Genomic DNA, 24,475 nt, shown 5'->3' on the forward strand with positions numbered 1-24,475 from the left:
GGACTCGTGGTCCCCGCCGCGCAACCCGATCATCGTGTCAGTGACCTCCCCCACGGCCGCTCGCCGAAACGTGCGGTGAAACACCAGTCCGCGGGATCTTCGACGCCTCTGACACCATGGCTCATGTGAGCTATCCGTACGAAGCCCCAGTTTCGCAGACTCTTTTCCGACGCGCCGAGGCCGTCACGCCGGGCGGCGTGAACTCTCCGGTGCGCGCCTTCGGCGCCGTGGGCGGTACGCCCCGGTTCATGGTGTCCGGCACCGGTCCCTATCTGACCGACGCCGACGGCAGGGAATACGTGGACCTCGTGTGTTCCTGGGGACCCATGATCCTCGGCCACGCCCGTCCCGAGGTGATCGCGGCCGTCCGGGAGGCCGTCGCCCGCGGCACCTCCTTCGGCACCCCGGGCGAGGGCGAGGTCGCGCTCGCGGAGGAGATGGTCGCCCGGGTCGCGCCCCTGGAGCAGGTCCGGCTGGTGTCCAGCGGCACCGAGGCCACCATGTCCGCCATCCGTCTCGCACGCGGGTTCACGCGGCGCGCGAAGGTGGTGAAGTTCGCCGGGTGCTACCACGGGCACGTCGACTCCCTCCTCGCCGCGGCCGGCTCCGGCGTCGCCACCTTCGCCCTGCCCGACACCCCCGGCGTCACCGGCGCCCAGGCGGGCGACACGATCGTGCTGCCGTACAACGACCTCGACGCCGTGCGCGCCGCCTTCGCCGCGCACCCCGGTGAGATCGCCTGTGTGATCACCGAGGCCTCGCCCGGCAACATGGGGGTCGTCCCACCGCTGCCCGGCTTCAACCAGGGGCTGCGCGACCTGTGCCGGGACAACGGCGCCCTGTACATCTCCGACGAGGTGATGACGGGCTTCCGCACCAGCCGTGCCGGGTGGTACGGCGTCGACGGCGTCGAGCCCGACCTGATGACCTTCGGCAAGGTGATGGGCGGCGGCTTCCCCGCCGCCGCGTTCGGCGGTCGTGCCGACGTCATGGCGCACCTCGCCCCGGCCGGCCCCGTCTACCAGGCCGGCACCCTCTCCGGGAACCCGGTCGCCACCGCCGCCGGCCTCGCCCAGCTGCGGCTCCTCGACGACGCGGCGTACGCCACGGTCGACGCGGTCTCCGAGCGACTGCGGGCGCTGGTGACCGAGGCGCTCACCAAGGAGGGCGTCGCGCACACCGTGCAGAACGCCTCCAACATGTTCTCCGTCTTCTTCACCGACCGTCCGGTGCGGAACTACGACGACGCCAGGGCGCAGGAGTCGTACCGCTTCACCGCGTTCTTCCACTCGATGCTCGCCCAGGGCGTCCACCTTCCCCCTTCCTCCTTCGAGTCCTGGTTCGTGTCGACGGCGCACGACGACCGGGCCCTGGAGCGGATCGCCGACGCCCTTCCGGCGGCGGCCAGAGCAGCAGCGGAGGCCACGGCCGCATGAGCACCCCGACAGACGACAGAAGCGGTGAGATCACCGTCGTGCACGTGATGCGGCACGGCGAGGTGGAGAACCCCGACGGCCTTCTGTACGGGCGGCTGCCCGGGTACCACCTCTCCGAGCTGGGCCGGAAGATGGCCGAGCGGGTCGCCGAGCACCTCACGACCCGTGACATCACGCATGTCGTGGCCTCCCCGCTGGAGCGGGCCCAGGAGACGGCGACACCCATCGCCAAGGCGCACGGCCTCGACCTCGCCACGGACGAACGGCTGATCGAGGCGGAGAACGTCTTCCAGGGCAAGACCTTCGGCGTCGGCGACGGCGCGCTGCGGCGGCCGGCCAACTGGAAGCACGTCGTCAACCCGTTCAAGCCGTCCTGGGGCGAGCCGTACGTGGACCAGGTCGTCCGGATGATGGGCGCGCTGCACGCCGCGAGGGACGCGGCGCGGGGGCACGAGGCGGTGTGCGTCAGTCATCAGCTGCCGATCTGGACCCTGCGGTCGTACGTGGAGAAGCGGAGGCTGTGGCACGATCCGCGCAAGCGGCAGTGCACGCTCGCGTCGTTGACGACGTTCACGTTCCAGGGCGACCGGATCGTCTCGGTGGGTTACACCGAGCCGGCCCGCGACCTGGTTCCGCCGCACCTTCTGGCCGGGGCCAGGGCGAAGGGGAACACCAAGGCGTTCGGCGCCTGACGGCGTGACAGCGTTTCGGGGGCGCGCCCGACCGTCCGGGCGCGCCCCCGGGCGGTCGAGCGCGGGCGGTCGAGCGTGGGCGGGCGGCGCGGTGCAGGGCCGGTTGTCCGAGCCGCCCCCGCGCCCTTCTCCCGGCGGGACGCCGTCCCCGCCGGGGGCACCGCCCTGCGCCCTGTCCCCTGTTGAGCCAAATGATCGTATTTTCGTAACAACTGGTCGATAATCATCCCCCGAACGGAACCCCTGGCTCGCCCCCGCCCTCTACCTCTGTGTCAGCTGGGAGTCAGCTGAGCGGAAGCTGAGTGCAGTGAGATCGAGGGGCCGCCCCATGGGGAACATCAGCCGGCGAGGAATGATCGGGCTCGGCGCGGGGGCCGCTGCGGCGATGGGACTCGCCGCGTGCGGCGGGAACGACGACGCCTCCGGGCACGCCGCCGGTTCCGGCGGGCACGGGAAGCAGAAGTCCGGGACCCCCAAGCCCACCGCGCGCCCCATAGGCGACGGCTCCACCTCCGACACCGGTCCCCAGCCGCACCAGCCCGGCAAGCCCGAGCCGCTGGAGCCGGGGCAGACCCCTCCGCAGTTCGTGATCTTCTCCTGGGACGGCGCCGGCGAGGTCGGCAACGGACTCTTCCCGCGCTTCCTGAAGCTCGCCCGGGAGCACGACGCGCACATGACGTTCTTCCTCTCCGGGCTGTATCTGCTCCCGGAGTCGAAGAAGCGCCTGTACCACGGGCCGAACAACGCGCCCGGTGCCTCCGACATCGGCTACCTCACCGACGAGCACATCAAGCTCACGCTGAAGTACACACGCCAGGCATGGCTCGACGGCCACGAGATAGGCACCCACTTCAACGGCCACTTCTGCTCCGGCCACGGCACCGTCGCCAACTGGACGCCCAAGCAGTGGCACAGCGAGATAGACCAGGCCAAGTCCTTCGTCAAGGAGTGGCGGACCAACACCGGCTGGACCGACCTGCCCTCGCTCCCGTTCGACTACGACAAGGAGCTCGTCGGCGGCCGCACCCCCTGCCTGCTCGGCCAGGACAACCTGCTCCCGACCGCGCGCGAGCTCGGCTGGCGCTACGACGCCTCCTCGCCCGGCGGCCGCCAGCGCTGGCCCGTGCGGCGGAACCGGGTGTGGGACCTGCCCCTGCAGGGCGTGCCGTTCCCGGGCCACAGCTTCGAGGTCCTCTCGATGGACTACAACATGCTGGCCAACCAGTCCGTCAACTCCACCAAGGCCCCGCCGTCGAACTACCCGGGCTGGCGCACCCAGGCCGCGAACGCCTACATCAACGGCTTCAAGCGGGCCTACGAGTCCAACCGGGCGCCCTTCTTCATCGGCAACCACTTCGAGGAGTGGAACGGCGGCATCTACATGGACGCCGTCGAGCAGGCGTTCACGCACATCGCCCGGGAGAAGGAGAAGGGCGCCGACGTGCGCATGGTCTCCTTCCGCCAGTTCGTGGACTGGCTCGACGTGCAGCGCCCCGAGATCGTCGAGAAGCTCCAGTCGCTCGATGTCGGCCAGAAGCCGGCCGGCGGCTGGAAGGAGTTCCTCAAGGACGACACCGGCACGGGCAAGGGCACAGGAACCGGCAAGGGCAAGGGCACTGGTACGGGTACCGGAAAGGGCTCCGAGGACGCCGCCTGACGTGCGCACCCTGCCTGAAATGCGGGTTTCCGTCCGCGAGGGGGGCGCGGAAGATCCCGGGAACGGACATGCGAAACTTTTCACATGACCGCCGCCTGCCGTGCCCCCCAGCACCCGAACCGCATCGTGAGCCGCCGTCGCAGCCGTCGTCGCACCGCCCTGGCCGGCGCCGGGGCCGCCGTCGCGGCACTCCTGCTGACCGCCTGCGGCTCCGGCGGGGTGTCCGGGGGATCGGGGAACACCAACTTCGTGGCCGGCAAGGACGGCATCGACACCGCCGGCGAGGGTGACCGCCAGACCGCGCCCGACCTGTCCGGCAGGACCATCGACGGCAAGCAGCTCGACGTCGCCGACTACAAGGGCAAGGTCGTCGTCGTGAACGTCTGGGGCTCCTGGTGCTCGCCCTGCCGGGCCGAGGCCGACAGCTTCGCCAAGGTCGCCAAGGAGAGCGCGAGCAAGGGCGTGCAGTTCGTCGGCATCAACACGCGGGACACCAGCACCACCCCCGCCGTCGAGTTCGAGAAGGCCCACGGGATCACCTATCCGAGCCTGTACGACCCCGCCGGCCGGCTCCTGCTGCGCTTCCGGAAGGGCACGCTCAACCCGCAGGCCATCCCCTCCACGCTGATCCTCGACCGGGACGGCAGGATCGCCGCGCGGACGCTGCAGCCACTGAGCGAGGAAAAGCTGCACGAGATGCTCGACCCGGTCGTAGCGGAGAAGTGACACCGTGCTCCTCGCCGCAGCCACCGACCCGAACATGACGGTCCGCAACGGAGCCCTGCTCCTCGCGGTCCCGGTCGCCGTACTCGGGGGCCTCGTCTCCTTCTTCTCCCCGTGCGTCCTGCCGCTCGTCCCCGGCTACCTCTCCTACGTGACCGGCGTGACCGGCACCGATCTGGCCGAGGCCCGGCGCGGCCGGATGGCCGGCGGGGCCGCGCTCTTCGTCGCCGGGTTCACCGTGGTGTTCGTCTCCGGCGGGGCGCTCTTCGGCTACTTCGGGCAGACGCTCCAGGAGTACAGCGGCACCCTCTCCAAGGTGCTCGGCGGCCTGATGATCGCCCTCGGCGTCTTCTTCATGGGCCTGATGCCCTGGCTCACCCAGCGCGAGTTCCGCTTCCACCGCCGCCCCACCGCCGGGCTGATCGGCGCGCCCGTCCTCGGCGCGCTGTTCGGCATCGGCTGGACGCCGTGCATCGGCCCGACCCTCGCCTCCGTGCTCGCCCTCTCCTCCAACGAGGCGAGCGCGGGCCGCGGGGCCATACTGACCGTCGCCTACTGCCTCGGTCTGGGCGTACCGTTCGTGCTCGCCGCCGTGGCCTTCCGCAAGGCGCTCGGCGCCTTCGGCTGGGTCAAGCGGCACTACGTGTGGGTCATGCGGCTCGGCGGCAGCATGATGATCGCCACGGGGGTACTGCTGCTGACCGGCGCCTGGGACCACCTGGTGCAGGAGATGCAGACCTGGTCCAACGGCTTCACTGTGGGGATCTGATCGATGAGCGAGTCCACGACCACCGACGCGGCACGGCAGCCGGCCAACGCGGACGGTGAGGACCACGACCTCGGTGCCGCCGGCTCCCAGCTGTCCACCGCCCCCACCGACACCGTCGTACCCGGCTCCTTCGGCGGGGTCCGCGGGCCCGGCGCCAAGGGCCGCCTCGTCTGGACCCTGCGCGAGATCACCGGCTGGGCCCGCTGGTTCTGGCGGCAGCTGACCTCCATGCGGGTCGCGCTGATCCTGCTCTTCCTGCTCTCCCTGGGCGCGATCCCCGGCTCGCTGATCCCGCAGTCGGGCACCGACGCGCTCAAGGTCGAGTCGTTCAAGGCCGCCCACACCACGCTCGGGCCCGTCTATGAACGGCTCGGACTGTTCCACGTCTACAGCTCGGTGTGGTTCTCCGCGATCTACATCCTGCTCTTCGTCTCCCTCATCGGCTGCATCATCCCGCGCACCTGGCAGTTCGTCGGCCAGCTCCGCGGCCGCCCGCCGGGCGCCCCGCGCCGGCTGACCCGGCTGCCCGCGTACGCGACCTGGCGCACCGACGCCGAGCCCGAGACGGTGCGCGCCGCCGCGCTCGACGCGCTGCGCCGGCGCCGCTTCCGCTCCCACGTCGTCGGGGACGCGGTCGCCGCCGAGAAGGGGTACGTGCGCGAACTCGGCAACCTGCTCTTCCACATCGCGCTGATCGTGCTGCTCGTCTCCTTCGCCTGGGGCCAGCTCTACAAGTCCGACGGCGACAAGCTGGTGATCGAGGGCGACGGCTTCGCCAACACGCCCACGCAGTACGACGACATCAAGTCCGGCAGCCTCTTCGGCTCCGACGACCTCGTCCCCTTCAGCTTCGACCTGAAGAGCTTCACCGGCACCTACGAGCGCACCGGCCCCAACCGGGGCACCCCGCGCACGTACGAGGCGGCGCTCACCTACCGCGAGGGCGCCGACGGCGTGCAGAAGAAGACCACGGTCCAGGTCAACCACCCGCTGCACATCGGCGACTCCAAGGTCTACCTGGTCAGCCACGGCTACGCCCCGGTCGTCACCGTGCGCGACGCCAAGGGCAAGGTCGTCTTCCACCAGGCCGTGCCGCTGCTGCCGAGCGACTCCAACGTCACCTCGCAGGGCGCTATCAAGGTGCTCGACGGCTACACCAACGCCCAGGGGAGGAGCGAGCAGCTCGGCTTCGCCGCGTTCTTCGTGCCGACCTTCGCGGGCGCCGGCAAGGGCACGATGGTGTCCCAGTTCCCGTCGCTGGACAATCCGGTGCTCGCGCTGACGGCATACCACGGGAGCCTCGGCTCGGACTCCGGCATCCCGCAGAACGTGTACCAGCTCGACACCTCGCACGCGAAGCAGTACAAGACCGCCGACGGCGACATCTTCAAGGACCGGCTGGCGCCGGGACAGACCATGAAGCTGCCGGGCGGCAACGGCTCGATCACCTTCGAGAAGGACATCAAGGAGTGGGCCGGCTTCCAGATCGTCCAGGAGCCCGGCAGCGTCTGGGCGCTGGCCGGGGCCGTCACCGCGATCCTGGGTCTGGCCGCCTCGCTGTTCATCTCGCGCCGGCGGGTGTGGGTACGGGCCGTGCGGGGTGCCGACGGCGTCACGGTCGTGGAGATGGCGGGCCTGGGCCGCAGCGAATCCGCGAAGCTCCCGCAGGAGCTGGGCGACCTGGCCGCCCGCATCCACGCGCAGGCTCCGACGGCTCCGACGGCGCCGCCCGGGACCGGCCCGGCCGATGACGACGCCGAACCGGGCGCCGCCGAGCCCGCCGAGCCCGACGCGGGCGCCCAGGACTCCGACGCCGCCGCCACGTCCGTCGCCGACACTTCCGCCGCCGACACCCCCGCCGCCGGCCCGTCCGACGCCGACACCTCCGACGGGGATCCGGACGCCGCCGGACCCACCGTTTCCGCCACTGAAGGGGCAGAGAAGCAGTGAACAGCCTCGCCGCCACCAACGAACACCTCGCGAGCGTCAGCAATACGCTCATCTACTCCTCGATGGCCGTCTACACCCTGGCCTTCTTCGCCTACATCGCCGAATGGCTGTTCGGCAGCCGCAGCAAGGTGGCCCGCACGGCCAACGCGCTGACCGCGGACGGAGCCGGGGCGGCAGGCGCACAGGGCCCGGCGGTCACCGTCCGGTCGGCGGGCGGCACCGCCGTCCTGGACCGCCCGCAGGTCGTGGTCCGCGCCGCGGCCGGTTCCCGCGACGTGCCGGACGGGCCCGGCGCCCACGGCGGCGACGAGCAGGGCGACATGTACGGCAGGATCGCCGTCTCGCTCACCGTGCTCTCGTTCCTCATCGAGTTCAGCGGCGTTCTCACCCGCGCCCTGTCGGTGCGACGGGCGCCGTGGGGCAACATGTACGAGTTCAACATCACGTTCTCCACGGTCGCGGTCGCCGTCTTCCTGCTCCTGCTCCTGCTGCGCAAGAACGTCCGCTGGCTCGGCCTGCCGCTGATCACCACGGTCCTGCTCGACCTGGGGCTCGCGGTCACCGTGCTCTACACGGCGAGCGACCAGCTCGTCCCCGCGCTGCACTCGTACTGGCTCTACATCCACGTCTCCACCGCGATCTTCTGCGGCGCGGTGTTCTACGTCGGGGCCGTCGGCACGATCCTCTACCTGTTCAAGGACTCCTACGAGAACAAGCTGGCGAACGGCGGCACGCCGGGCCGTTTCGCCACGTCCGTCCTCGAACGCCTGCCGGCATCCGCCTCCCTGGACAAGTTCGCGTACCGGATCAACGCGGCCGTCTTCCCGCTGTGGACGTTCACGATCATCGCGGGCGCGATCTGGGCGGGCGACGCGTGGGGCCGCTACTGGAACTGGGACCCCAAGGAGACCTGGTCCTTCATCACCTGGGTCGCCTACGCGTGCTACCTGCACGCCCGCGCCACGGCCGGCTGGAAGGGCCGCAAGGCCGCCTACATCGCCCTGATCGCCTTCGGCTGCTGGCTCTTCAACTACTACGGCGTCAACATCTTCGTCTCGGGCAAGCACTCGTACGCCGGCGTGTGAGCCCCGCGCCCCGGCAGAGGGGCGCGGGGAACGGGGCGGGCCGGGGCGCCCGAGGGGGAGCGAAGGTTTTCGCTCAGCCCTCCGCGTCCCGCTTCTTCCCGTCCTCCCCGAGGGACTTCAGGAACTCGGGGTTGTCGTCGGGGGCCACCCAGCGGCCGCCGCCGGCGGCACCGGCGGTGGCGCCCCGCCGCCGCTTCCCCGCCACCAGCCACGCCACCGGTCCCACCAGCACCTCGCCGAACAGCAGGATCACGATCACCCAGACCACCTTCGGCAGCCCTCGTACCTCTTCCTCGGGGGTGTTCAGGCAGTCCACGAAGGCGTAGATCCACAGGGCCAGCATCAGCAGCAACGGCAGGTACCTGAGCATGGTCGCGCGATCCCCCAGAGGGCCGAAGGCGGTGCCGGGGCGGTGCGGGCCCCGGTGACGGGACCCGGCGGGCCGCGGCGGGCGGGACCGTCTCGGCCCCGGTGACGGGCCCAGGTTAGCCGGTGACGGATACTGGGACGCATGGCTTACGACGATCTTCGCTCCCTGCTCCGGGCGCTGGAACGCGAGGGCGACCTCAAGCGCATCAAGGCCGAGGTCGACCCGTACCTGGAGGTCGGGGAGATCGCCGACCGGGTGCAGAAGTCCGGCGGTCCCGCCCTCCTCTTCGAGAACGTCAAGGGCAGCGCGATGCCCCTGGCGATGAACGTGTTCGGCACCGACCGCCGCCTCCTCAAGGCCCTCGGCCTGAAGTCGTTCGGAGACATCTCCGACCGGATCGGCGGCCTGCTCAGGCCCGAACTGCCGCACGGCTTCGTCGGCGTCCGCGAGGCCTTCGGCAAGCTCGGCGCGATGGCGCACGTCCCGCCGAAGAAGGTCAAGGGCGACAGCGCCCCCGTGCAGGAGGTCGTGCTGCGCGGCGACGACGTCGACCTGAACGCGCTGCCCGCGCTGTTCACCTGGCCCCAGGACGGCGGCTCCTTCTTCAACCTGGGCCTCACCCACACCAAGGACCCCGAGTCGGGCATCCGCAACCTGGGCCTCTACCGCCTCCAGCGGCACGACGCGCGCACCATCGGCATGCACTGGCAGATCCACAAGGACAGCCGCAACCACTACCAGGTCGCCGCCCGCCGCGGCGAACGGCTCCCCGTCGCCATCGCCTTCGGCTGCCCGCCCGCCGTGACCTACGCCGCCACCGCCCCGCTGCCCGGCGACATCGACGAGTACCTGTTCGCCGGCTTCCTCGCGGGCCGGCGCATCGAGATGGTCGACTGCAGATCCGTTCCGCTCCAGGTCCCGGCGCAGGCCGAGGTCGTACTGGAGGGCTGGCTGGAGCCCGGCCGGATGCTCCCCGAGGGCCCGTTCGGCGACCACACCGGCTTCTACACCCCGCAGGAGCCGTTCCCCGCGCTCACGATCGACTGCGTGACGATGCGCAGGCGCCCCCTGCTCCAGTCGATCGTGGTCGGCCGCCCCCCGACGGAGGACGGCCCGCTGGGCAGGGCCACGGAACGCTTCTTCCTCCCCCTGCTCAAGATCATCGTGCCGGACATCGTGGACTACCACCTCCCCGAGGCCGGCGGCTTCCACAACTGCGCGATCGTCTCGATCGACAAGAAGTACCCCAAGCACGCCCAGAAGGTCATGCACGCGGTGTGGGGCGCCCACATGATGTCGCTGACCAAGCTGATCGTGGTCGTCGACGCCGACTGTGACGTCCACGACCTGCACGAGGTCGCCTGGCGCGCCCTCGGCAACACCGACTACGCCCGCGACCTCAGCGTCGTCGAGGGCCCCGTCGACCATCTCGACCACGCCTCCTACCAGCAGTTCTGGGGCGGCAAGGCGGGCATCGACGCCACGCGCAAGTGGCCCGAGGAGGGGTACACGCGCGACGGGGGCTGGCCCGAGATGGTCCTGTCGGACCCCGAGACGGCGGCGAGAGTCGACCGCCGGTGGAAGGAGTACGGACTGTGACCAGCGCCTCCGCCGCCCTGCCCCAGCAGCCGGGACGCACCAAGGCGTTCCTGCGCCTGGTGATGATCGAGCACTCCGTCTTCGCGCTCCCCTTCGCCTACATCGCCTCCCTCAGCGCGATGTACGAGTGGGACGAGAACATCCACTGGGGCCGGCTCCTGCTCGTCACCGTCGCCATGGTGGGGCTGCGGACGTTCGCCATGGCCGCGAACCGGATCATCGACCGCGAGATCGACGCACGCAACCCGCGCACCGCCCACCGCGAACTCGTCACCGGCGCGATGTCGGTCAAGCACGCCTGGACCGGCGCCCTCGTCGCCCTCGTCGTCTTCCTGGGCGCCGCCGCGGCGCTCAACCCGCTCTGCCTGGCCCTGGCCCCCGTCGCCGTGATCCCGATGGTGGTCTACCCCTACGGCAAGCGGTTCACCAACTTCCCGCAGGCCATCCTCGGCCTCGCCCAGGCGATGGGCCCGATCGGCGGCTGGCTGGCGATCAGCGGCTCCTGGTCCTGGGACGCGGTGATCCTCGGCCTGGCCGTCGGCATCTGGATCGGCGGCTTCGACCTGATCTACGCCTGCCAGGACGTGGAGACCGACCGTGAGGTCGGCGTCCGGTCCGTGCCCGCCCGCTTCGGCATCCCCGCCGCGATCTGGGGCGCCCGGGCCTGCCACACCGTCACCACCGCCCTCTTCGTCTGGTTCGCCCTCGCCACCGACGCCGGCCCCTTCTTCTGGCTCGGCCTGGTGATCGTCGCCGGCGCGTTCGTCTACGAACACACCCTGGTCCGCCCCCACGACCTGACCCGTCTGAATCGGGCGTTCTTCAGCGTCAACGGTTTCATCGGTATCGCCCTCTTCCTCTGTGCCCTGCTCGATCTGCTGGTACGCGGTCTGACCGTGTAGCGGCCGGCGTGCGGGGCAGCATTCGCCGTCGGCGCACGCCTCCGGCAGCCATCGAACGGAAAGATCTCCGAGATGACCGAGCAGAACAGCGCTCTGTGGCTCCCCAAGCGCGGTACGCGCTTCGAAGTGGGCCCCGCCGCCTACACACCCGCGGCGCAGGGTGAGGTCGTCGTGCGGGTCCGGGCCGTCGCCGTGAACCCCGTCGACGCGATACCGGGCCTCGCCTACCGCCTGGTCCTGCCGTGGCTGACGTTTCCGGCCGTCATCGGCTCGGACGTGGCCGGAGAGGTCGTCGAGACCGGCCCGGGCGTGACGCGCGTGAAGCCCGGCGATCGTGTCCTGGGGCATGCGTTCGGCGTGGAGAAATCGCAGAACCGGGCCGCGGAGGGTGCCTTCCAGCACTATGTCGTGCTGATGCAGCACATGCTGTCCCCCCTGCCCGACACCTTGCCCTTCGAGCAGGCGGCCGTGCTACCCCTGACCCTGTCGACCGCGGCGACGGGCATGTTCCAGAAGGACCACCTCGCGCTGGCGCTGCCCACCGTGAGTGCCGCCGACCGGTCGGAGACGGTGCTGGTGTGGGGCGCGTCGACGAGCGTGGGCTCCAGCGCGGTACAGCTCGCCCGCAATGCCGGTTACCGGGTCGTGGCGACCGCGTCCCCGCGCAACTTCGACTACGTTCGCTCGCTGGGCGCGGCCGAGATCGTCGACCGCAACAGCTCCACTGCCGTGGCGGAGCTCGTGGAGCGGATCGGCGAGAGCCCACTGGCCGGCACTCTGGCGATCGGCAACGGATCACTCAAGCCCACCATCGCGGTCGCCGCACGGACCACGGGCAGCAAGCGCGTCGCCTCGGCCATGCCCAGCCTGTTCGTCCGCATGGGGGCCCGGCGGGCATCGCGCCTCGGGGTCACGGTGAGCGGCATCTGGGGCGGCACGCTCAAGGACAATGAGATCGGACCGGCGATCTACGCGGATTTCCTCCCGGCCGCGCTCGCCTCCGGCGTCTTCCGGGCCGCGCCCGACGCCAGTGTCGTCGGCCACGGACTGGACGCCATCCCCGAGGCGCTGCGGCAGCTCAAGAAGGGCGTGTCCGCGAAGAAGCTGGTCGTCACCCTCTGAGCCGACGGCGCTGGAAGAGCCGCCCGGCCCGCTGATCGGCCGGTGTCCGCCGCCGGAACAGGAACGCCGCCGCCAGTCCCGATATCAGGCCGATCAGATGGCCCTGCCAGCTGATGCCCGTCTGGGTGGGGGCCAGGCCGGTGAGGATGGAGGTGCCCCAGACGGCGGCCACCAGCAGGCCGGCCACCACGCCCAGGGGGCGGCGTTCGGTGAAGCCGCTGACCAGGAGGAAGCCGAAGAGGCCGAAGATCAGGCCGGAGGCGCCCGCGGTGTTGGTGTGGGCGGGGGCCACCAGCCATACGCCCAGGCCGTCGGCGACGACGATCAGCGCGCAGACCAGTGCGAACCGGCGTATCCCGCCCAGGGCCGCCAGGAAGCCGAGCACCAGCAGCGGCACGCTGTTCGCGGCCACGTGCCCGAAGCCGAAGTGGACGAACGCGGCCGGTACGACGTCGACCAGCTCGGAAGTGCGGCGCGGTTCGATGCCGAGACCGTCGAGGGCGTGGCCGCTCGCCACGTCGACGAGCTCCAGCAGCCACAGCAGTGCCACCCAGCCGGCCATCAGCCCGGCCGCCGCCTTCGCCCGCTCGCCCCGCGACCACACGGGCAACGCGTCTTCGCCGCCCCTGCTTTCCGTACCCCGCATGGCTCCCCCTGCCGGCGATCCTCCAGTGACGCGCCGGGTGAGTCGTCCGACTCGTCCCCCCGGTCAACGGTCGGACCCCCTCGTCCGGTTCCCACCTCCCGACGCCGGATAGGCTCGGTGTCGTGAACCCAGCCAACCCAGGCAGGACGGCGCGTACACCTTGGATCGTAGGGGTGTCGGGCGCTTCCGGTACCCCGTATGCCGCGGCCGTGCTGCGTGCGCTGCTCGCCGCCGGCGAGAGCGTGGACCTCGTGGTGTCGCGCGCCGCCCGGCTGACCCTGCTGGACGAGACGGGCATCGGCTTCCGGGACGCGCACTGGCAGGCCGACCTGCGGGCCTGGCTGGCCCGGGGCGCCGACGGCAAGCCCGACACGTTCGCCGCTGAGATCGCCGAGACCGACCGGACCGCCTCTCTCGGCGCCGTACGGCACTGGGCGGCCGGGGACCTGGCGGCGGGCCCGTCCTCGGGGTCGTACCCCGCCAAGGGCATGCTGATCGTGCCCGCGTCGACGGCCTGCGTGGCCGGGGTCGCGCTCGGGCTCTCCAAGGACCTGCTGCAGCGCGCGGCGAGCGTGACGCTCAAGGAGGGGCGCCGCCTGGTCGTCACCGTCCGCGAGACCCCGCTGAACGGGCAGACCCTGCGGCACCTGGTGGCCCTGGACGACGCCGGGGCGACGGTCCTGCCCGCCTCGCCCGCCTTCTACGCGGGGGCGACGCACATCCAGGACCTGGTGGACTTCGTCGCCGGACGGGCCCTGGACGCGGCGGGCGTTCCGCACACCCTCTACCGCCGTTGGGAGGGCGACCTCGGCGGCGGCCGCACGACGACGCAACACCCCCACTACCCCAACTCAGCGGAAGGCTAGCGATCGCATGGACGCGGTGGACAGGCAGCTCATCCAGGCCCTGCGGGAGAACGGCCGGGCCTCCTACGCGGAGCTGGGCCGCCTCGTCGGTCTGTCGGGACCCAGTGTCACCGACCGCATCAACCGCCTGGAGGCGGCCGGCGTGATCACCGGGTATCGCGCCACCGTCGACTCCGCCTCGCTCGGGCTCGGCGTCACCGCCCTGATCGGCATCTCGCTCTCCGACGCCGTCGACCACGAGGACGTGGCGACCCGGCTGAAGGACCTGCACGAGATCGAGGACTGCTGGTTCATCGCGGGAGACGACTCCTTCATGATCAAGGTGCGGGCCTCGGACGTGGACGACCTGGAGCGGACCATCCGGCGGCTGTCCGGCACCAAGGGCGTCTCCCGGACCCGTACCACGATCGTGCTCTCCACGAAGTGGGAGAACAGAGTGGGCGAGCTGCCCGAAGAGGTGAGCTGAGGTCCCGCGCGGGGGCCCGCCCGCGCGGGCGTACGGTTGTCCGGGACTGCGGCAGTCCGCACGGAGAGATGAGGTATCGCATGGACGTCGGGCTCAAGCGCGAGCTGGAGGACAAGGTCAGGTCCGGTGAACGGCTGACCCGCGAGGACGGCGTCGCGCTGTACGAGTCGGACGACCTGGCCTGGCTCGGCGGGCTCGCCCACGAGGTGCGGACGCGGAAGAACGGCGACGTCGTCCACTTCAACGTCAACCGTCACCTCAACATGACGAACGTGTGCACGGCGTCCTGCGCCTACTGCTCCTTCCAGCGCAAGCCGGGCGAGAAGGACGCGTACACGATGCGCATCGAGGAGGCGGTGAAGCTCGCCAAGGCGATGGAGGGCGAGAACCTCACCGAACTGCACATCGTCAACGGGCTGCACCCCAACCTGCCGTGGCGCTATTACCCGCGCTCGCTGCGGGAGTTGAAGGCCGCGCTGCCGGACGTGTCCCTCAAGGCGTTCACGGCCACCGAGATCCACCACTTCGAGACGATCTCCGGAATGTCCGCCTCCGACATCCTGGACGAGCTGATCGACGCCGGTCTGGAGTCCCTCACCGGAGGCGGCGCGGAGATCTTCGACTGGGAGGTGCGGCAGCACATCGTCGACCACCGCACCCACTGGGAGGATTGGTCGCGCATCCACCGGCTGGCGCACGAGAAGGGGCTCAAGACCCCGTGCACCATGCTGTACGGGCACATCGAGGAGCCCCGCCACCGCGTGGACCACGTGCTGCGGCTGCGCGAGCTGCAGGACGAGACCGGCGGCTTCCAGGTCTTCATCCCGCTGCGCTACCAGCACGACTTCGTCGACATGAAGGACGGCAAGATCCGCAACCGCCTCCAGGCACGCACCCGGATGGCGACGGGCGCGGAGGCGCTGAAGACCTTCGCGGTCTCCCGGCTGCTGTTCGACAACGTCCCGCACGTCAAGGTCTTCTGGGTCATGCACGGCGTGCGGACCGCGCAGCTCGCCCTCCAGCACGGCGCGGACGACATGGACGGCTCGGTCGTCGAGTACAAGATCACGCACGACGCGGACGACTACGGCACGCCGAACAAGCTCACCCGCGAGGACCTGCTCGACCTGATCCGCGACGCCGGGTTCCGCCCGGTCGAGCGCAACACGCGCTACGAGATCATCCGCGAGTACGACGGCGCCGACCCGGCCCGCCGCGACGAGCCCCAGCCGATGCGGGTGTGAGGCCGGCCGTGTCGCTGGACCTCACCCTGGACCCGGAGGTCACGCCCGCCCTCCGCAACGGCCTGCTCACCCTGTGGACGGACGTGTCGAACTCGGGCGGCTCGGTCGGCTTCGTGCCGCCGGTGGGGCCCGAGGACATACGTCCGGCGCTGGTGCGGCACTTCGTCGCCATGGCCGAGGGTCACACCCGGCTCCTCGTCGGCCGGGACGAGGCGGGCGAGACCGTCGCGGCGGCCTTCGTCGCCCGCAACACGCACCCGCTGATGCGGCACTGGGTGTGGCTCCACACGGTGATGGTCCACCCGCGTCACCAGGGCCGCGGCCACGGGCGCGACCTGCTCGCCGCCGCCGAGCGGGCCGTGCGCCGGATGCCCGGCATCGACGCGATACGGCTCACCTGCCGGGGCGGCACCGGCCTCGAACGGTTCTACGAAGGGTGCGGCTACAAGGAGGTCGGCCGGGTGCCCGGCGCGATCCGGGTGGGCCCGGGGGACGACCGCGACGACATCACGATGCTCCGCGCCCTGGCCTGACGGGGGCCCTGTCCGACGGGGCCCCTCGCCCGAGGGGCCCTTGTCGGACCGGAACTCTCGGCCGACGGGGCCCTTGTCCGACGGGGCGGCGCCCGTCGAACCCGCCTGCGGTACCGGGGTGCGCGCGTGCTTCACTGGAGAGCACGGACGACGCCTTTGGCGATGTTCGCGCCGGAATGTTCGGTCGGCCGCCCGGCACACCGACACCTTCGAGACCGCGACACGTCGGAACGGAAGAGTGGGTTGAGATGCTCCGCTACACGCTGATGCGCCTAGGGATCTTCGCGGGCTGCCTCGTGGTCGTCTGGGGTCTCGTCGAGTCCGGCATCGTCCCGCGCGGACTCGGCGACTCCAACGGCATGTGGATCGCCCTGCTCGCGCTCGTGATCTCCGCGCCCATCAGCTTCGTGGTGCTGCGGGGCGAGCGGGACCGGGCCTCCGCGAACGTGGTGCGCCGGGTGGACCGGATGAAGGCCAACCTGGACGCCAACCGCAGCCAGGAGGACCTCGCCGACGAGGCCGTACGGTCCCGCGCCCAGTCCACCCGGACCGCCCCCGCCCAGCCCCAGGCTCCGGGCGGCCGGGCCCAGGAGCAGACCTCCTGAACCCCCGCCCGGGCCGCACCCGGGCACCTGCGCGAGTTCTGCAACTACCCTGTGGCCATGGGCGAAGTGAAGAGCAAGCGGATGCCGCGGGCCGTGCGTGAGCGGCAGATGCTCGACGCGGCCGTCCGTACCTTCGGCCGACGTGGCTACCGCGGTGCCTCCATGGACGAGATCGCCGACCTCGCCGGGGTCTCCAAGCCGCTGGTCTACCTGTACCTGAACTCCAAGGAAGACCTCTTCACCGCCTGCATCCGCCGGGAGGCGGCGGCGCTCACCGCCGCCGTGCGCGCCGGTGTGGACCCCACGCTCCCCGCCGACCGGCAGCTCTGGGAGGGGCTGCTGGCGTTCTTCACGCACACCGCGGAGAACCCGGACGGCTGGGCGGTGCTGCACCTCCAGGCCCGTACGACGGGCGAGCCGTTCGCCGCCGAGGTGGGCGCGATGCGCGAGGAGATCGTCGCGTTCGTCACGCAGCTCATCGCGGACGCCTCCCGGGCCGGCCGCCGCGACCGGGAACTGCCCCGGCAGGAGGCCGCCGCGCTCGCCGAGGCACTGGTCGGAGCCGCCGAGTCGCTCGCGGCCTGGGCCAACACCACCCCCGGCATCCCGGCCCGGCAGGCCGCCGGCACGCTGATGAACTTCGCCTGGGCAGGACTCGGCGGCCTGATGGAGGGCCGCCCGTGGACCCCGCCGGAGCGGACACAGGTGCCGGTCGGGGCGGGCTAGCGTGGCATGACCGTGCCCGTGACGTGGAGCCGTTCGCCGGTGCGGAGTTGGAAGCGGCCGGTGGTGTCGCCCGCGTAGGTGACCGTGCCGGGGAGCGGCACCGGTGCCCTGAACTCCGCCCGTACGCGCACCGATTCCGCGACGGGCTGTTCGGCCAGGCAGCGGGCGACCGTCCACATGCCGTGCGCGAGAGGCCGCGGGAAGCCGAACGGGCGGGCGGTGAGCGGATGCAGATGGATCGGGTTGCGGTCGCCCGAGACCGCCGCGTACCGCCGCCCCACGTCCGCGCCGAGCCGCCACTGGGCCGTGGCGGGGAGCGGGGGCGGGGGAGCGGGGCGCGTGGCGGCGTCCGGCGGCGCGGCGGGGGTGCGGTGCCGGGCCAGATAGGTGCTGCGCGACTCCCAGACGAGGCGGCCCCCGGCCCGCGCCTCGGTCGCCACGGTGACCTCCGTGCCGCGCCGGTGCGGCGTCAGATCCTCTGCGTACACGGCCAGTTCGTACGCCGTGCCGGTGCGCAGCGTGCACCGCTGGGTGACTTCGAACGAGGTGTGCACGAGGCCGAGCAGCGGCAGCGGGAAGCGGCGGTCGGCCATGAGCCGCATGGCCGACGGGAAGGCGAGCACGTGCGGGTAGGTCACCGGCAACGCGTCGCAGCCGGTGGCGAACCCGCAGATCCGCTCGTACGCGGCGAGCCGGGCCAGGTCGATCCGCACCCCGGGCACCACCAGGCGAGTCCGGGGCGGCACGGCGCCCGGCCGGGGCCGGCGGAACGCCGAGAGCAGCGCCCCGCGGGCGAACGACGGGAGGAGCGCGGGCACGGAGGAGAGGGTGACGTCCGGGCGCGCGGCGGGGGTGCCGGGGTGCCGGGGGCCGGTCGGGTCGGGGGGATCCGGGTGGCCGGTGTCGGTGGTCTGCACGGGATCTCCGGGAACGTCGGGGAGGGAGACGACGGTCGACCAGGACGACGGCCGGCCATGATCCGGCTGCTCCCGGCAGGGTCGGCGGCGGGCGGGCGCGGCGGCTTGCCCAGGAGTCAGGTTACCGCCGGTAAGGGCTTGCGCGAAACAGCGTGCCGAAGGGAGAGGACGGCGCACGGTGGAACGCACACACCCCCGGCGCCGGACGCCCCCCGAAACACCACAAGGTCCACACCGCGCCGCAATACGATCACGAACGCGACGCCGGTGACGCCGGTGACGCCTCCGTGTCCGGCCGTGGCACGTCCCGCGGGGTGAACGCACCGGCCCCCGCGGCCCGTACCCGCACACGCAAGAGGTGTTTCGTCGCCGAACGCCCAGGAGCCGCTCGTGTCCACCCCGCACCCCGTCTCACCCGTGCCCGCCGCCCACCCCGGTCCGGCCGCCGTCGGCCCCGATCCGTACGCCGCCCGGACCGATCCGTACGCCGACCACGCCGGTCCGTACGCCGACCACGCCGGTCCGTCCGGCGCCGTGCCGGACCCCGATCGCGTCCGGGGTGGCGCTCCCGTGCTGGTGGAGCCGACACTCAAACGGCTGGACGGTGTCGTCCGGGAGGTGTCGGTGCCGCCGCTGGCCGCCACGGTCACCCATGGCTCGCTGGCCGACATCCCCTTCGACAACGCCTCCGCCGCCCCGGAGGAAACCGTTCTGCGGCGCCGTACGACTGCCGACGGCAAGTCCGGTGGCTGGAGCTGGAGCGACGTGCCGGCGGCGCGCTTCGCCGCCGAGGTGCTCGCGGTGGCGAAGGGGCTGATCGCCGAGGGACTCGCCCCCGGCGACCGCATCGCCGTCATGGCGCGCACGACGTACGAGTGGACCCTGCTGGACTTCGCCGCCTGGGCGGCGGGCCTCGTCACGGTGCCGATCTACCCCACCTCCTCGCCCTTCCAGGCCCGCTGGATCCTCCAGGACTCCGGCGCGGTCGCCCTGGCCACCGAGACGGCCGCGATGGCCGCCGCCCTCGGCCCGGAACGCGACCGGCTCCCCGACCTGCACCACCTCTGGATCCTCGACAAGGGCCACCTCGACCGGCTCGCGGAGCGGGGCCGCGACGTGCCCGACCAGGAGGTCGGCGTCCGGCGCGGCGTCCTCGGCCCGGACTCGCTGGCCACCCTCGTCTACACCTCCGGCACCACCGGGCGGCCCAAGGGCTGCGCCCTGACCCACGGCAACTTCCTCGCGGAGGTCGACAACGCGGTGGAACTGCTCCACCCGGTCTTCCGGGCGCAGCACAGCGAGGAGCCGTCGGTCCTGCTGTTCCTGCCGATGTCGCACGTCTTCGGCCGGATGGTCGCCGTCGCCTGCCTGCGCGCCCGCGTCACCCTCGGGCACGCGCCCAGCCTGCGCACCGAGGACCTGCTGGCGGACCTGGCCGGCTTCCGGCCGACGTGTCTGCTGGCCATCCCGTACATGCTGGAGAAGGTGTTCCACTCGGCCCGCGCGAAGGCCGAGTCGGGCGGTCGGGCCGGCTCCTTCGACCGGGCCGCCTCCGTCGCCGAACGGTACGGGGAGGCGGCGGAGGCCCGGCAGCACGGCACCGGCGGGCCCGGCCGGGCGCTGCGGGCGGCCCGGGCGCTCTACGACCCCCTGGTCTACCGCCGCATCCGCGCCGCCATGGGCGGCAGGGTCCGGTACCTCATCTGCGGCGGCTCGCCGCTGGGCCGCCGGCTCGCCGCGTTCTACGCCGGCGCCGGCATCCAGATCTTCGAGGGGTACGGCCTGACGGAGACGACCGGGGCGGCCACGGTGACACCGCCGCTGCGGCCCCGGCTCGGCACCGTCGGCTGGCCGCTGCCGGGCACGCGGGTGCGGATCGCGGCCGACGGCGAGATCCTCCTCGCCGGCCCCCATGTGTTCCGCGGCTACTGGGATCCGCACGCCGGCGGGGTCGTCCCGGGCACCTCCGACGGCTGGCTGCCGACCGGGGACCTCGGCGCCCTCGACGACGAGGGGCACCTGACGATCACCGGCCGCAAGAAGGAGATCCTGATCACCGCGGGCGGCAAGAACGTCGCCCCGGCACCGCTGGAGAACTGGCTGCGCTCGCACCCGCTGATCTCCCAGTGCATGCTGCTCGGCGACCGCCGCCCGTTCGTCGCCGCGCTGCTCACCCTGGACCGGGACGGCATCACCCACTGGCGCCGTATGAACGGCAAGCACGGCGTCCCGCCGGAACTCCTCCTGGACGACCCCGATCTGCACGCGGTCCTCCAACGCGCGGTCGACGAGGCCAACCGCCTGGTCTCCCGCCCCGAATCCATCCGCCGCTTCCGCGTCCTTCCCGGCGACTTCACGGAGGCGGCGGGCCACCTGACCCCGACGATGAAACTCCGCCGCGCGCGGATCTCCCAGGACTACGCCCGGGAGATCGAGGACCTGTACGCCGTCTGACACCGTGCGCCCCGGCCGGGCGCCCCCGCCCGATGCGGCCCCCCGGCCACACGTGGCACCGGGGGCCCGCGGCCCCCGCCCAGCGGCCGGAGGCAAAAGGCAGGAGCCCCTGCGCCGATGGCGCGAGGGGCTCCTTGGGTACTGCTCGTCGGGTCCGGATCGGGCCGAGGACTTACATGGGGGTGACGTTCTCCGCCTGCGGGCCCTTGGGACCCTGCGTGACGTCGAAGCTCACCGCCTGGTTCTCCTCAAGCGAACGGAAGCCGTTCGCGTTGATCGCGGAGTAGTGGACGAAGACGTCCGGGCCGCCGCCTTCCTGGGCGATGAAACCAAAGCCCTTTTCGGCGTTGAACCACTTCACGGTTCCGGTAGCCATAAGCCCTCCTTGGGCCCAAAGGGTCGCCCTGCTCCAGAACCCTGCGATTGTGAAAACTGAATGCCGCACAACTGCATACGTCTGAAAACGACGAGAGCCTGCGGTTACATGCTCCGCAGGCTCTGTACTGCAAGGAAACCAAACTGCAACTTGCTGCGAGCCTAGCACGCAGACACCGGGACGCAACAGGGAGCAAGATCACGTCACTCGGATGTTTGAAGAGTGTCGTAGAGGGGTTGACCGAGAGGGCCCGAAAACTCGCCCCGTACCAGGCCGGCCCCGGTGCCGTACCCCCAGGAACCGGCCCTCGGCCGACGGGGTCTAGTCTCGCGATGTGGACAATTCTCGCATCCGGCCGCGCGTCGGCCACATCCAGTTCCTGAACTGCCTGCCCCTCTACTGGGGGCTCGCGAGAACCGGGACGCTCCTCGACTTCGAGCTGACCAAGGACACCCCCGAGAAGCTCAGCGAGCGGCTGGTCGCGGGCGAGCTCGACATCGGTCCCGTCACCCTCGTCGAGTACCTGAAGAACGCCGACGACCTCGTCGCGTTCCCCGACATCGCGGTGGGCTGCGACGGCCCGGTGATGTCCTGCGTGATCGTCTCCCAGGTGCCGCTGGAGCAGTTGGACGGCGCCCGTGTCGCCCTCGGCTCCACCTCCCGCACCTCCGTCCGGCTCGCTCAGCTCCTGCTCGCCGAGCGGTTCGGTGTGCGGCCGGACTACTACACCTGCCCGCCCGACCTCGCCCTGATGATGCGGGAGGCCGACGCCGCCGTCCTCATCGGCGACGCGGCGCTGCGGGCCAACCTCCACGACGGCCCGAAGTACGGCCTGGCCGTGCACGACCTGGGCGCGCTGTGGAAGGAGTGGACGGGGCTGCCGTTCGTCTTCGCGGTATGGGCGGCCCGCAAGGACTACCTGGAGCGCGAGCCGGAGCTCACCCGCCAGGTGCACCAGGCGTTCCTCGCCTCCCGCAACCTCTCCCTGGAGGAGGTCGGCAAGGTCGCCGAACAGGCCGCCCGCTGGGAGGCCTTCGACGCCGAGGTGCTGGAACGGTACTTCACGACGCTGGACTTCCGCTTCGGCGGCCCGCAGCTGGAGGCGGTCACGGAGTTCGCGCGCCGGGTGGGCCCGACGACGGGCTTCCCGGCCGACGTGAAGGTCGACCTGCTCGACTGACCGCCCGCACCGGCCGACCGCACTTCGGCGCCCCCACCGCCCCTCGGCACCCGTCCCCCGGCCGCTCCACGCCCGCCGCCCCGCCCGGCGCTCTACTGTGTGGGGCGTGGATGCCGTGGGGTGGGCGGTCGTGGTTGTCGCCGGTCTGTGGGGGGCGGGCGCGGGCGCCCTGGTGCCCCGGTTCGCGTACCGCCTGTCGGTGGCGGCGGGCGAGCCGTGGCGTGACCGTTGCCCGGGCGGGCACCGCATCGGCGGCTGGCTCGGCCCGGCGCGCTGCCCGGAGGACGGGGCGTACGGTCCCGGGAGCGCCCTCGTGTGCGCCGTGACCGCCCTGGCGTGCGCGGCGCTCGCGCTCGCCACCGGAACCCGCCCCGAACTCGCCGTGTGGCTGCTGCTCGCCCCCGCCGGCGTGCTGCTGACGATCGTCGACTTCCGGGTCCAGCGGCTGCCGGACGTGCTCACCCTCCCGCTCGCCGTCCTCGCGCCCGCCCTGCTGGGCGCGGTGGCCGTCCTGCCCGAGCACGCGGGCCACTGGCGCACCGCGCTGCTCGGCGCGCTCGTCCTGGGCGCCGGGTACTTCCTGCTCTTCCTGGTCAACCCCGACGGCATGGGCTTCGGCGACGTCAAACTCGCCCTGGGCCTCGGTGCCGTGCTCGGCTGGTACGGCTGGGGGACGGTGGTGCTCGGCACCTTCGCCGGCTTCCTCCTTGCCGGCCTCTACGGTCTCGCCCTCGTCCTCGCCCGCCGGGCCACCCGCCGCACGGCCATCCCCTTCGGCCCGTTCCTGCTCGCGGGCGCGTACGCGGGGCTGCTGATGGGGGCGTACGCGGCGTAGGACCGGCCCGAGGACCGGCCCAGGGCGCCCGGGCAACCCGGAGGACCCCTGGCGTACGCTGGACCGGTCCGCCCCCACCCCTGGACGAAAGGGACACCCCCGGTGACCGAGAAGGCCGACCTTCAGCCCGTCCTCGACCGTGCGGCCGCGGGTGGACGCATCACCCCCGAAGAGGCTCTCGCGCTCTACCGCGACGCACCCCTGCACGCCCTGGGCGCCGCCGCGGACTCCGCCCGTCGCCTCAAGTACGCCGGTGTCGAGCACATCGCGACGTACATCATCGAGCGGAACATCAACTACACGAACGTCTGTGTGACGGCGTGCAAGTTCTGCGCCTTCTACGCCGCCCCGAAGGACACCGCCAAGGGCTGGACGCGCGACCTCGACGACATCCTGCGCCGCTGCGCGGAGACCGTCGAACTCGGCGGCACGCAGATCATGTTCCAGGGCGGCCACCACCCGGACTACGGCGTCGAGTACTACGAGAAGCACTTCGCGGCCATCAAGAAGGAGTTCCCCCAGCTCGTCATCCACAGCCTGGGGGCGAGCGAGGTCGAGCACATGGCCCGCATCTCGGGGGTGACGGTCGAGGAGGCGATCACCCGCATCCACGCCGCCGGCCTCGACTCCTTCGCGGGCGCCGGCGCCGAACTGCTCCCGGAGCGGCCGCGCAAGGCGATCGCCCCGCTGAAGGAGTCCGGCGAACGCTGGCTGGAGATCATGGAGGCCGCGCACCGGCTGGGCGTGGAGTCCACCTCGACGATGCTGATGGGCACGGGCGAGACCAACGCCGAGCGGATCGAGCACCTGCGCATGATCCGTGACGTGCAGGACCGCACGGGAGGCTTCCGCGCGTTCATCCCGTACACCTACCAGCCCGAGAACAACCACCTGAAGGGCCGCACCCAGGCCACGCTCTTCGAGTACCTGCGGATGATCGCCATCGCCCGCCTCTTCCTGGACAACGTCCGGCACATCCAGGGCTCCTGGCTGACCACCGGCAAGGAGGTCGGCCAACTGTCGCTGCACTACGGCGCGGACGACCTCGGCTCGATCATGCTGGAGGAGAACGTCGTCTCCTCGGCCGGCGCCAAGCACCGCTCCAACCGCCTGGAGATCATCGATCTGATCCGCCGGGCGGGCCGCGTCCCGGCGCAGCGCGCCACGACGTACGAGCACCTCGTCGTGCACGACGACCCGGCGAACGACCCGGTCGACGAGCGCGTCGTCTCGCACATCTCGTCCACGGCGATCGCGGGCGGCACGGCCCACCCGGAACTGAAGCTGCTGGCGTCCAACTGACGCCGGGGGAGGGCGCGGAC

Annotated in this window: 24 protein-coding genes; 20 read left to right on the top strand and 4 right to left on the bottom strand. The window is 71.7% G+C overall.

Going from position 1 to position 24,475, the window contains the following annotated elements:
* The first annotated feature begins 116 nt into the window (after positions 1–116).
* The 7 genes from hemL (at position 117) to ccsB (ending at position 8,312) form a co-directional block, all read left to right on the top strand.
* The gene (gene hemL, locus QFZ64_RS20035; RefSeq protein WP_307067673.1) at positions 117–1,436 is read left to right on the top strand and encodes a glutamate-1-semialdehyde 2,1-aminomutase; all 1,320 of its coding nucleotides are present in this window, start codon (positions 117–119) and stop codon (positions 1,434–1,436) included.
* Positions 1,433–2,128 carry a histidine phosphatase family protein gene (locus QFZ64_RS20040; RefSeq protein ID WP_307067675.1) on the top strand — a complete coding sequence of 232 codons (696 nt, stop codon included), beginning with the start codon at positions 1,433–1,435 and terminating at the stop codon, positions 2,126–2,128. Before hemL ends, QFZ64_RS20040 begins: the two co-directional genes overlap by 4 nt.
* A 328-nt stretch (positions 2,129–2,456) precedes the next feature.
* Positions 2,457–3,785 carry a hypothetical protein gene (locus QFZ64_RS20045; protein WP_307067676.1) on the top strand — a complete coding sequence of 443 codons (1,329 nt, stop codon included), beginning with the start codon at positions 2,457–2,459 and terminating at the stop codon, positions 3,783–3,785.
* 84 nt (positions 3,786–3,869) lie between these two features.
* A complete protein-coding gene (locus tag QFZ64_RS20050; RefSeq protein WP_307067678.1) occupies positions 3,870–4,511 on the top strand; it encodes a TlpA disulfide reductase family protein in 642 nt (213 codons plus the stop codon).
* Positions 4,512–4,545: 34 nt separating this feature from the next.
* On the top strand, positions 4,546–5,277 hold the full coding sequence (locus tag QFZ64_RS20055; protein ID WP_307071779.1) for a cytochrome c biogenesis CcdA family protein: 732 nt from the start codon (positions 4,546–4,548) through the stop codon (positions 5,275–5,277).
* Between the two features lie 3 nt (positions 5,278–5,280).
* On the top strand, positions 5,281–7,227 hold the full coding sequence (locus tag QFZ64_RS20060; RefSeq protein WP_307067680.1) for a cytochrome c biogenesis protein ResB: 1,947 nt from the start codon (positions 5,281–5,283) through the stop codon (positions 7,225–7,227).
* Complete coding sequence (gene ccsB / locus QFZ64_RS20065) at positions 7,224–8,312, top strand: c-type cytochrome biogenesis protein CcsB (protein WP_307067681.1); 1,089 nt, start codon at positions 7,224–7,226, stop codon at positions 8,310–8,312. Before QFZ64_RS20060 ends, ccsB begins: the two co-directional genes overlap by 4 nt.
* A gap of 73 nt (positions 8,313–8,385) precedes the next feature.
* Here the strand turns inward: ccsB and QFZ64_RS20070 are convergent, their stop codons facing one another.
* The gene (locus tag QFZ64_RS20070) at positions 8,386–8,682 is read right to left on the bottom strand and encodes a PLD nuclease N-terminal domain-containing protein (RefSeq protein ID WP_307067682.1); all 297 of its coding nucleotides are present in this window, start codon (positions 8,680–8,682) and stop codon (positions 8,386–8,388) included.
* Positions 8,683–8,823: 141 nt separating this feature from the next.
* Between QFZ64_RS20070 and QFZ64_RS20075 the strand changes: the two genes are divergently transcribed.
* From QFZ64_RS20075 to QFZ64_RS20085, 3 genes are all read left to right on the top strand, one after another.
* Entirely contained in the window at positions 8,824–10,281 is a 1,458-nt protein-coding gene (locus QFZ64_RS20075; RefSeq protein ID WP_307067684.1) for a menaquinone biosynthesis decarboxylase, read from the top strand.
* Positions 10,278–11,183, top strand: coding sequence for a menaquinone biosynthesis prenyltransferase MqnP (gene mqnP / locus QFZ64_RS20080; RefSeq protein ID WP_307067686.1), 906 nt, complete (start codon positions 10,278–10,280; stop codon positions 11,181–11,183). Before QFZ64_RS20075 ends, mqnP begins: the two co-directional genes overlap by 4 nt.
* A 72-nt stretch (positions 11,184–11,255) precedes the next feature.
* Entirely contained in the window at positions 11,256–12,305 is a 1,050-nt protein-coding gene (locus QFZ64_RS20085; RefSeq protein WP_307067688.1) for a zinc-binding alcohol dehydrogenase family protein, read from the top strand.
* Here QFZ64_RS20085 and QFZ64_RS20090 read toward each other — a convergent pair.
* Complete coding sequence (locus tag QFZ64_RS20090) at positions 12,295–12,951, bottom strand: rhomboid family intramembrane serine protease (protein ID WP_307067690.1); 657 nt, start codon at positions 12,949–12,951, stop codon at positions 12,295–12,297. The two genes, QFZ64_RS20085 and QFZ64_RS20090, sit on opposite strands and share 11 nt — an antisense overlap.
* Before the next feature lie 122 nt (positions 12,952–13,073).
* Between QFZ64_RS20090 and QFZ64_RS20095 the strand changes: the two genes are divergently transcribed.
* The 6 genes from QFZ64_RS20095 (at position 13,074) to QFZ64_RS20120 (ending at position 17,391) form a co-directional block, all read left to right on the top strand.
* The gene (locus tag QFZ64_RS20095; protein ID WP_307067693.1) at positions 13,074–13,817 is read left to right on the top strand and encodes a UbiX family flavin prenyltransferase; all 744 of its coding nucleotides are present in this window, start codon (positions 13,074–13,076) and stop codon (positions 13,815–13,817) included.
* A gap of 7 nt (positions 13,818–13,824) precedes the next feature.
* On the top strand, positions 13,825–14,283 hold the full coding sequence (locus tag QFZ64_RS20100; protein ID WP_307067695.1) for an Lrp/AsnC family transcriptional regulator: 459 nt from the start codon (positions 13,825–13,827) through the stop codon (positions 14,281–14,283).
* Positions 14,284–14,363: 80 nt separating this feature from the next.
* Positions 14,364–15,527, top strand: coding sequence for an aminofutalosine synthase MqnE (mqnE, locus tag QFZ64_RS20105; RefSeq protein WP_307067698.1), 1,164 nt, complete (start codon positions 14,364–14,366; stop codon positions 15,525–15,527).
* An 8-nt stretch (positions 15,528–15,535) separates the two neighbouring features.
* A complete protein-coding gene (locus tag QFZ64_RS20110) occupies positions 15,536–16,060 on the top strand; it encodes a GNAT family N-acetyltransferase (protein ID WP_307071780.1) in 525 nt (174 codons plus the stop codon).
* Between the two features lie 248 nt (positions 16,061–16,308).
* Positions 16,309–16,665 (top strand): DUF4229 domain-containing protein, encoded by a 357-nt coding sequence (locus QFZ64_RS20115; protein ID WP_307067699.1) that lies wholly within the window; start codon positions 16,309–16,311, stop codon positions 16,663–16,665.
* A 57-nt stretch (positions 16,666–16,722) separates the two neighbouring features.
* Positions 16,723–17,391, top strand: coding sequence for a TetR/AcrR family transcriptional regulator (locus QFZ64_RS20120; RefSeq protein WP_307067700.1), 669 nt, complete (start codon positions 16,723–16,725; stop codon positions 17,389–17,391).
* On the opposite strand, the gene QFZ64_RS20125 is transcribed toward QFZ64_RS20120, so the two are convergent.
* Positions 17,388–18,209, bottom strand: coding sequence for a MaoC/PaaZ C-terminal domain-containing protein (locus QFZ64_RS20125; RefSeq protein ID WP_307071781.1), 822 nt, complete (start codon positions 18,207–18,209; stop codon positions 17,388–17,390). The genes QFZ64_RS20120 and QFZ64_RS20125 overlap by 4 nt on opposite strands.
* 669 nt (positions 18,210–18,878) lie before the next feature.
* Here QFZ64_RS20125 and QFZ64_RS20130 point away from each other — a divergent pair.
* Positions 18,879–20,762, top strand: a complete 1,884-nt coding sequence (locus tag QFZ64_RS20130; RefSeq protein ID WP_373430761.1) for a long-chain fatty acid--CoA ligase — start codon at positions 18,879–18,881, stop codon at positions 20,760–20,762.
* Between the two features lie 172 nt (positions 20,763–20,934).
* On the opposite strand, the gene QFZ64_RS20135 is transcribed toward QFZ64_RS20130, so the two are convergent.
* Complete coding sequence (locus QFZ64_RS20135) at positions 20,935–21,138, bottom strand: cold-shock protein (protein WP_006138897.1); 204 nt, start codon at positions 21,136–21,138, stop codon at positions 20,935–20,937.
* Positions 21,139–21,472: 334 nt separating this feature from the next.
* On the opposite strand from QFZ64_RS20135, the gene QFZ64_RS20140 reads away from it, so the two are divergent.
* The 3 genes from QFZ64_RS20140 to mqnC all read left to right on the top strand — a co-directional run bounded on the left by QFZ64_RS20140 (position 21,473) and on the right by mqnC (position 24,455).
* Entirely contained in the window at positions 21,473–22,318 is an 846-nt protein-coding gene (locus QFZ64_RS20140) for a menaquinone biosynthetic enzyme MqnA/MqnD family protein (protein WP_307067703.1), read from the top strand.
* 106 nt (positions 22,319–22,424) lie between these two features.
* Entirely contained in the window at positions 22,425–23,153 is a 729-nt protein-coding gene (locus QFZ64_RS20145) for an A24 family peptidase (protein WP_373430637.1), read from the top strand.
* A gap of 102 nt (positions 23,154–23,255) precedes the next feature.
* Positions 23,256–24,455: a cyclic dehypoxanthinyl futalosine synthase gene (mqnC, locus tag QFZ64_RS20150; RefSeq protein WP_307067705.1), complete on the top strand. Its 1,200-nt coding sequence runs from the start codon at positions 23,256–23,258 to the stop codon at positions 24,453–24,455.
* The last annotated feature ends 20 nt before the right edge of the window (positions 24,456–24,475 follow it).

The organism is Streptomyces sp. B3I8, from assembly GCF_030816915.1.
GTDB lineage: Bacteria > Actinomycetota > Actinomycetes > Streptomycetales > Streptomycetaceae > Streptomyces.